We start from the raw sequence: 7,277 nt of genomic DNA, 5'->3' as shown, positions 1-7,277 counted from the left end.
GACCGCGGACGCGATCGCCGCCCGGATCCTGGGCGTGGTCCCGCAGCCTCAGGTGGCGCCCCGCCAGCAGGGCCCCCATTACCCCACCGGTCCGCATGCCGGCGGGTGGGGGACGAACCCGCGTTCGGGCTTCCCGGAATACCTCGACCAGGGTGCGTCCGGATGACGGACCCCGCGGACCGGCTCCGGGCCGGCTCCGTGTCGGCGACCGATCCGGCGGTGGAGCGGACCCTGCGCCGGCTCGAACTGACCGTGCTCCGCCGTCTCGACGGCATGCTCCTCGGCGATCATCTCGGGCTGCTGCCCGGTCAGGGCAGCGAGAAGGCCGAGAGCCGCGAGTACGCCGTCGGTGACGACGTGCGCCGGATGGACTGGGCCGTCACGGCCCGGACCACCGTCCCCCACGTCCACGATCTCATCGCCGACCGGGAGCTCGAGACCTGGGCGCTGGTGGACCTCACCGCCAGCACCGAGTTCGGCACCGGTACCTGGCAGAAGCGTGATCTGGCGATTGCCGCCACGGCCGCGGTCGGCTTCCTGACCGCCCGCACCGGCAACCGGATGGGCGCGATCGCGCTGACCCAGACCGGTCCACGGGCGATCCCGGCCCGGCCCGGCCGGGACGGGCTGCGGGCGCTGCTGCACACGCTCATCACCGCGCCTCGCGGCGCGCACGACCGGCCCCGCCGCCGGCCCGATCCGGCGGCGGCCACCGACCTCGCCGCGGCGGTGGAGGGCCTGCTGCGCCCGCCGCGCCGCCGGGGGCTCGCGGTCGTCGTCTCCGACTTCCTGTCCACCGACCTGCGCTGGGAACGGCCGCTGCGGGTGCTCGCGGCGCGGCATCAGGTGCTCGCCATCGAGATCGTCGACCCGCTCGAGCTGACCCTGCCGCCGGTCGGGCTGCTGCCCGTCGTCGACGCCGAGACGGGGGCGTTCGTCGAGGTCCCGACGTCGTCGCGGCGGTTGCGGGAACGTTACGCCGCGGCCGCCGTCGCCCACCGCAGCGCGGTCTCGCTGGCGTTGCGCCGGGTCGGCGCCGACCATCTGGTCCTGCGCACCGACTCGGACTGGCTGGTCGACATCGTCCGGTTCGCCTCGGCGAACCGGCGCGGCCGGGGAGCCGGCCGCCGCCCGCCCGTGGGTCGGACCGACCAGGGTGGCACGGCGGCGCCCGCCACCAGTCGGGCAGGCAGCCGGTGAGCTTCCTGGCCGGGCACTGGCTGTGGCTGTACCTGGGGGTCGGCGCGTTGCTGATCTCCTATGTCGTGGTCTCGGCGCGGCGGCGGGTGTATGCCGCCCGGCTGTCGTCGACGTCGCTGCTGTCCTCGGTGCTTCCCCGCCGACCGCAGTGGTGGCGCCGTCACGTCCCGGCGGCGCTGCTGCTGCTCGCCCTCGCCGGGTTGGTGTTCTCCCTGGCGCGACCGGCGCGGGCCGAGCGGGTTCCCCGGGAACGCGCGACGATCATCCTGGCGATCGACGTCTCCAACTCGATGGCGGCCACGGACATCGCCCCGACCCGGCTGGCGGCCGCCAAGCAGGGCGCCTCGGCATTCGTCGACCAGCTCCCTCCCCGTATCAACCTCGGGCTGGTCTCGTTCGCCGGCAGCGCGACGGTCCTGGTACCCGCGTCCGCCGATCGCGAGTCGGTCCGCGCCGGCATCCGCGGCCTGCAGCTCGGTCCCGCGACCGCCGTCGGCGAAGGAATCTTCGCCTCGCTCCAGGCGATCACCACCGCCGGCAAACGGTTCTCCGGCACGGGGCAGAGCGCGCCTCCGGCCGCCATCGTGCTGCTCTCCGACGGGGAGACCACCCGTGGGCGGCCGAACAACCAGGCGATCGAGGCGGCGCGGCAAGCCCGTATCCCGGTGGACACCATCGCCTACGGCACCGCCGACGGAACGCTCGACGTCGGCGGTCAGGAGGTGCCGGTGCCGGTCAACGAACAGGCGCTCCGTGACATCGCGGAGCAGACCGGCGGCTCGTACCATCGGGCCACCTCCGGCGACGAACTGCGTTCGGTCTACTGGGGGCTCGGTAGCTCGATCGGCTACCGGACCGAATACCGGGAGGTCACCACCTGGTTCCTCGGGCTGTCCCTGGGGCTGGGATTCGCCGCGGCGGCGACGTCCCTGGCGTTCGCGTCCCGGCTTCCCTGAGGGGATCGACGCCGATGAAGGGGTCAACCGGACTCACCGGGGCAGGCCGACCCCGATCGGGCGGGAGCCGTCGCTATCCGCCTCGCTGGGTGGCTACGCTGACTAACGTGGGGGAGCTCGACGCGGCCGGAATCATCGATCCTCGACTACGTTCCTCCTACGCGCGGGCCCGGGCGCTCAATGCCGCCCACGGCCGCACGTACTACCTGGCCACCCTGCTGCTGCCAGGGTGGAAGCGGCCCCACGTCCACGCGCTGTACGGCTTCGCCCGCTACGCGGACGAGATCGTCGACGATCTCGACTCCACGCTGACCGAGGCCGAGCGGGCGCGCTGGCTGCACGAGTGGGGCGGCCGGTTCCTTGCGGCGCTACGGGCGGGGACACCCGCCGTTGACGTCGGCACCGAGATGGCCGGCACCGAGATGCCCGGCACCGGGAGGGACCGGCACCGCGCGGAGGTCTCGGTGCTGCCCGCGGTGGTCGACACCATTCACCGCTTCAAGATCGATTCGGACCATTTCGCGGCGTTCCTGGCCTCGATGGCGATGGACCTCACCGTGACGGAGTACGCGACCTGGGACGAGCTGACCGTCTACATGCACGGATCGGCCGCGGTGATCGGCCTGCAGATGGTGCCGATCCTCGAGCCAGTGGACGACAGCGCCCTGCCCTATGCCCGCGACCTGGGGATGGCCTTCCAGCTCGCCAACTTCATCCGCGACGTCGGCGAGGATCTGCGGCGCGGCCGCGTCTATCTGCCCCGGGCTTCGCTGGACCTGTTCGGGGTCACCCGGGAGCAGCTGGCCGCCGGCGTCGTTGACGGGCCGGTCCGCCGCCTGCTGGCCTTCGAGATCAGCCGGGCGCGGGAGCTGTTCCGCGCCGCCGAGCCCGGCATCCGCCTGCTGCACCCAACCTCACGCGACTGCCTGCGGACGGCGTTCGTCCTCTACCGGGGCATCCTCGACGAGGTCGAGCGCGCCGACTACCGGGTGCTCGAACGCCGCGTGTCAGTCGGGCTCCCACGCCGGCTGGCGGTCGCCGGACCCGCCCTGGTCCGGGCCGTCCGGGCGCGTCACGGCCAGGGCCACGGGATGCCTCAGATCAGCTCACGGCCCCCCAGGTAGGGCCGCAGCACTTTGGGAACGCGTACCTCGCCGTCGGCGGTCTGGAAGTTCTCCAGCAACGCCGCCAGCAGCCGTGGGGTCGCTACGGCGGTGTTGTTGAGCGTGTGCGCGAAACGCACGGTGCCGTCGGTGTCGCGGTAGCGCAGGTTCGCCCGGCGCGCCTGCCAGTCGTGCAGCGTCGAGCAGCTGTGCGTCTCGCGGAATCGACCGAGCGAGGGGAACCAGGTGTTGATGTCGTTCATCCGGAACTTGCCGACGCCCATGTCCCCGGTGGCGCATTCGACGACCTCGTAACACAGCCCGAGGTCGGACAGGATCCGCTCGGCAGTGGCCAGCAACTCGGCATGCCAGCGGGCCGACTCGGCCTCGTCAGCGGCGCACAGCACAAACTGTTCGACCTTCTCGAACTGGTGGACGCGCAGCAGACCGCGGACGTCCCGGCTGGCGCTGCCGATCTCCCGGCGAAAGCACGGCGAGATGCCGGCGTAGCGGATCGGCAGGCGGCCCACATCGAGAATCTCCCCGGCATGCAGGCCGACAAGAGCCACCTCGGCAGTCCCCGCCAGGTAAAGGTCGTCGGCGGGGATCGCATAGATCTCCTCGCGGGCCTTGGGTAGCATCCCGGTGCCGACGAGCGGCTCCTCCCGGACCAGGGCGGGCACCGACACGGGGGTGAAGTCCAGCCCGCGCAGCAGATCGAGCGCATAGGAATGCACCGCGCGCTCCAGCATGACCATGTCACCGGCGAGGGCGTACGCCCGCTCCCCCGCAACCCGCCGGGCCCGGGCGAACTCCGCCCACCCTCGTTTCTCGGCCAATGCCGTGTGGTCGAGCGGGGTGAAGTCGAACTCCGGCGGCTCGCCGACGGTCCGCAACACCACGTTGGCCGACTCGTCGGCTCCCACCGGCGCACCCGACCACGGGATGCCCGGTACCAGCAGCATCAGCTCGGACAGCCGGCCCCCGGTCCGGGCCAGCTGCTCGCGCAGGTCCTTCAGCTGGCGGTCGAACGCCTCGTGCTCGGCCCGCAGCTCGGCCCGCCGGGCTGCGTCGGCCCCGGCGAACTGCTTCGCGAAGCTCTTACGCCGAGCCTGCGCCTCGTCCACCTCGAACTGCAGTTTGCGATTGTCCCGGTCGAGCTGCAGCAGTTCATCGACATCCAGATCAATGCCTTTGGCCGCGACCGCGTCTTTCACGGCCTGCGGATTCTCCCGGATAAAGCGCTTATCGAGCATGGAATCGCGTCAGCCTCTGATCGGTACCGCATTGTGCTTTGCGGTAACGCTACCAGCCGTCCGGCCCGCGCACCGGTCCGCTCCCGGCCCGGCGGGCACCCGCCCCGGCAGGCACCATGCGGGGCGATCCGCCGCTCACCGGTTACGGTGCACAGACCACACCAGAACCAGACCACACCAGAACCAGCAGACCACATCAGAAGCGAGGGAGGCCGGCGACGGTGGCCAGTTCGAAGGAGCGACGTCAACGCAAGCTCGCCGAGGCCCGGGCGGCCCGGCAGGCGCAGCGGCGCCGGCTCGCCCATCGCCGCCGTCAGCAGCGGCTTGCGATCGTCGCCGGATTCATCGCGATCGTCGTCGCGGCATCGACGATCGCCGCGATCCTGCTCACCGGCAAGGACGACCAGCCCGACGTGGCCGCCGCCGGTGCCGCGACGACACCCACTGTGACTGCACCCACCGCGACTGCACCCACCGCGACCAAGCCGGCACCATCGGCCGCCCCCCGTCAGAGCAGCAAGGTCGGGCAGTGCACCTACACCTCCAACGGGGAGGCCCCGGCCCGCGGCGCCACCCTGCCGGCGGCTGCGGCCACCGTCGGCACGTCCCCGGCGACAATGGTGATCATCACCGACGCCGGCACCATCACGGCCGCCTTGGACGCCCAGAAGGCACCATGCACGGTGCACGCCCTGCGCACGCTCGCCGACGCCAGGTACTTCGACGGCACCGCGTGCCACCGCCAGACCGGGGGATCCGACGCAGGCATCTCAGTCCTGCAGTGCGGCGATCCCACCGGAACCGGCAACGGCGGCCCGGGGTACGGGTACGCCAACGAGAACACCCAGGGCGTGACCTACGACCGAGGCGTGCTGGCGATGGCGCACAGCCAACTGCCGGACAGCAACGGCAGTCAGTTCTTCATCAACTACCAGAACCCGACCCCGCAGGGCGCGGCGGCGCTCGCCGGCAATTACACCGTCTTCGGGAAGATCACCAAGGGACTCGGCGTGCTCGACAAGCTCACCGGGCCCGGCGTCGAGGGCGGCGGCTCCGACGGTGCCCCGGCGAGCAAACCGAAGATTCTTTCGATCACGATCACCCAGGGCAGCTGACCCGCCGGTCAACCGGCCCAGCGACGGATGGTGTCGATGCGGGCTTGGAGCTGCGCTGCGGTGGCCTGGCCGCTCGGCGGACCGCCACAGGTCCGGCGCAGCTCGGCGTGGATCATCCCGTGCGGTTTGCCCGTGCGGTGGAAGTGTGCGCCGACAAGCCGGTTCAGCTCCTTGCGCAGCTCGCCGATCACCTCGTGCACGGGCCGGGTGGCCGCCTCGGCCGCCGGCTGCACGCCCTCGCGGGCCAGCGGGACGGCCGGCGAATCCGCGGCACGGGCGGCGGCACGGCGCGTGGCGGCCTGCTGGGCGGCCTCCCGCTGGCGCAGCAGAACCGCGACCTGATCGGGCTCCAGCAGGCCCGGCAGGCCCAGGAAGTCCTCCTCCTCGATGGACCCGGGGGCCGCCGGAGTGCCGAACTCACCGCCATCGAAGATCACTCGGTCGAGATGGGCCGAGGATCCCAACGCCGTGAACAAGGTGTCCGGTTTGTCGGGGATATCCTTGCGCCGGTTGGCGTCCCGCAGCGCGTCGTCGTCGAAGGCGTCCGGATCGCGCGGGGACTTCTCCAGGGCGTGGTCCCGCTGGACCTCCATCTCGCCAGCCAGCGCCAGCAGGGACGGCACGCTCGGGAGGAAGACCGATGCCGTCTCCCCGCGACCGCGGCCCCGAACGAACCGCCCGACGGCCTGGGCGAAGAACAGCGGGGTTGACGCCGAGGTCGCATAGACCCCGACCGCCAGGCGAGGCACGTCCACGCCCTCACTGACCATCCGTACCGCCACCATCCACCGGTCGGCCGACCGGCGAAAGTTGTCGATCTTGGTCGACGCGGTCGGATCGTCGGAGAGGATCAGCACGGGCGAGGTGCCGGTGATCCGGGTGAGCAGCGCGGCGTAGGCGCGCGCGGCCGCGTGATCCGTGGCGATGACCAGCCCGCCCGCGTCGGGCATGCCGCCGGCCCGCACCTGGGACAGCCGGGTGTCGGCGGAGGCGAGCACCGCCGGCATCCAGTCCCCGCCCGGGTCGAGCGCAGTGCGCCACGCGGCGGCGGTCTGCTCGTTGGTGAGCGGCTCCCCGAGCCGGGCGCTCAGTTCCGCGCCGGCACTGGTCCGCCAGGTCATCTCGCCCGAGTAGGCGAGGAAGAGCACCGGGCGGACGACCCCGTCGCGCAGCGCCTCGGCATAGCCGTAGGAGGAGTCCGCGATGCTGCGCATCACCCCGTCGGGGCCCGGCAGGTAGGTGACGAAAGGGATCGGGTTGACGTCGGAGCGGAACGGAGTACCAGTCAGGGCGAGGCGCCGCGCGGCCGGGGTGAACGCCTCCCGGATCGCCTCACCCCATGACAGCGCGTCGCCGGCGTGGTGGATCTCGTCCAGGACGATCAGGGTGCGGCGCGCGGCGGTCCGGGCGCGGTGCAGGGCCGGATGCGCCGCCACCTGGGCGTAGGTCACGGCGACACCGGTGTAGTCGGAGGATGTCGCCCCGGCCGAGTTGCGGAAGTCCGGATCGAGGTCGATACCAACCTCCGCCGCGGCCACGGCCCACTGGCGTTTGAGGTGCTCGGTGGGTGCGACGACGGTGATCCGACTGATCTCGCCAGCAGTGAGAAGGTCGGCGGCCACCTGCAGGGCGAAGGTCGTCTTCCCG

Annotated in this window: 6 protein-coding genes; 4 read left to right on the top strand and 2 right to left on the bottom strand. The window is 72.0% G+C overall.

Going from position 1 to position 7,277, the window contains the following annotated elements; genetic code table 11:
• Nucleotides 1-162: 162 nt before the first annotated feature.
• From AC08ON_RS01705 to AC08ON_RS01695, 3 genes are all read left to right on the top strand, one after another.
• Nucleotides 163-1,200: a DUF58 domain-containing protein gene (locus AC08ON_RS01705; RefSeq protein ID WP_476606149.1), complete on the top strand. Its 1,038-nt coding sequence runs from the start codon at nucleotides 163-165 to the stop codon at nucleotides 1,198-1,200.
• Entirely contained in the window at nucleotides 1,197-2,156 is a 960-nt protein-coding gene (locus AC08ON_RS01700) for a VWA domain-containing protein (RefSeq protein ID WP_476606150.1), read from the top strand. Before AC08ON_RS01705 ends, AC08ON_RS01700 begins: the two co-directional genes overlap by 4 nt.
• An 89-nt stretch (nucleotides 2,157-2,245) precedes the next feature.
• Complete coding sequence (locus tag AC08ON_RS01695) at nucleotides 2,246-3,280, top strand: phytoene/squalene synthase family protein (RefSeq protein ID WP_476606151.1); 1,035 nt, start codon at nucleotides 2,246-2,248, stop codon at nucleotides 3,278-3,280.
• Here the strand turns inward: AC08ON_RS01695 and serS are convergent.
• Entirely contained in the window at nucleotides 3,253-4,515 is a 1,263-nt protein-coding gene (gene serS / locus AC08ON_RS01690; protein ID WP_476606152.1) for a serine--tRNA ligase, read from the bottom strand. The genes AC08ON_RS01695 and serS overlap by 28 nt on opposite strands.
• A 221-nt stretch (nucleotides 4,516-4,736) precedes the next feature.
• Here serS and AC08ON_RS01685 point away from each other — a divergent pair, with 221 nt between their 5' ends.
• Complete coding sequence (locus AC08ON_RS01685) at nucleotides 4,737-5,630, top strand: peptidylprolyl isomerase (protein WP_476606153.1); 894 nt, start codon at nucleotides 4,737-4,739, stop codon at nucleotides 5,628-5,630.
• Nucleotides 5,631-5,638: 8 nt separating this feature from the next.
• On the opposite strand, the gene AC08ON_RS01680 is transcribed toward AC08ON_RS01685, so the two are convergent.
• The coding region (locus AC08ON_RS01680) for a DEAD/DEAH box helicase (RefSeq protein ID WP_476616333.1) at nucleotides 5,639-7,277 on the bottom strand (1,639 nt) is incomplete at its 5' end.

The organism is Frankia sp. CoWAU3 (assembly GCF_977971855.1).
This window is presented reverse-complemented; position numbering and strand designations above follow the sequence as displayed.

What these genes read in the sequence shown, in the direction of transcription:
- AC08ON_RS01705 (WP_476606149.1), top strand. Translation starts at nt 163, where the DNA reads ATGACGGACCCCGCGGACCGGCTCCGGGCCGGCTCCGTGTCGGCGACC.
- serS (WP_476606152.1), bottom strand. Translation starts at nt 4,515, where the DNA reads ATGCTCGATAAGCGCTTTATCCGGGAGAATCCGCAGGCCGTGAAAGAC.